This is a genomic window from Methylobacterium sp. WL18, assembly GCF_008040015.1.
Lineage (GTDB): Bacteria > Pseudomonadota > Alphaproteobacteria > Rhizobiales > Beijerinckiaceae > Methylobacterium > Methylobacterium mesophilicum.
In genome coordinates, this window is record NZ_VRVD01001040.1 from 1 (window position 1) to 1,027 (window position 1,027).

At 73.3% G+C, this 1,027-nt stretch carries 1 protein-coding gene; it reads left to right on the forward strand.

Annotated features, from left to right (window positions below; genetic code table 11):
* Positions 1-248 precede the first annotated feature (248 nt).
* Positions 249-971 carry an invasion associated locus b family protein gene (locus FV228_RS30730; protein WP_147857858.1) on the forward strand — a complete coding sequence of 241 codons (723 nt, stop codon included), beginning with the start codon at positions 249-251 and terminating at the stop codon, positions 969-971.
* Positions 972-1,027: the final 56 nt, after the last annotated feature.

Here is a 1,027-nt window from a genome sequence, read left to right on the forward strand (position 1 = left end):
GGCCGACACCGTGTCGGTGCCCGCGGCGGTGATCGCGGCGCTGGCCGCCGAGGTGCGGGCGGTCTGAACCGGTCCGCCACGCGTGCCGGTCCGCCATCGCTTCGGGCGGCCGCGAATCGCGGTGCCCGGAGATCCCGGCCGCGATGAAGACCTGGGCCGCCATCTTGCCGACTTCTTACGCGAGCTTCACTATTCCCGATCCCCGGTCCGGCCCCGCGCATGGGGCCGCCCGTCGTCAGGAAGTGAAGATGGTCCGCGTCCCCCGCCTGCTCCCGGTCGGAGCCCTCGCCCTGCTCGCCTCCGGTCTCGTCACCGGCCTCGCCGGCGCCGTCGTCGGGAGTGTCGGCCTGTTGTCCGCGACGGTCGCCCAGGCCCAGGAGGCGCAGCCGGACGGCTTCACGGATGCCGCCCCCGCCAAGCGCGGGCGTCGCTCGCGCCGGGAGCGGACCCCGCGGGCCGAGAAGAAGGCCGCGACCCCGCCCGGGATGCAGCAGGCCACCCCGGTGGCGATCTTCGGCGACTGGAACGTGTTCGTGAACGGCGATGGCCGCGCCAAGCTCTGCTACGCCATCGCACAGCCGCAGACCCGCTCGCCCAAGACCTTGAAGCGCGACACCGCCTACCTGTTCGTGAGCGTGCGCAAGGGTGAGAACGTCCAGAACGAGGTCGCGGTGATGCTGGGCTTCCCGTCGAAGCCCGCGGCCTCCCAGGTCAAGCCGGGCTCCGCCGCGGCGCCGACGGACCCGAGCCTCAACCTCGGCGCCGGCCGCTACGGCCTCGTCGTGAAGGACGGGAACGCCTGGCTGCAGAACCCCGCCGAGGAGGCCCGGGTGGTCTCCGAGATGAGCGCGCGCAACCCGAAGCTGGTGATCAAGACCACGTCGCTGCGCGGCAACCCGACGAGCGACGAATACGCGCTCGCCGGCTTCGCGGAAGCGATGAAGCGCACCCGGGACGAGTGCGCGCGGTAAGGGCCCGGTCGGCGCGCGCCCTCACGCCCGGCGGCGCCGGATCTCCGCAGCCGCCT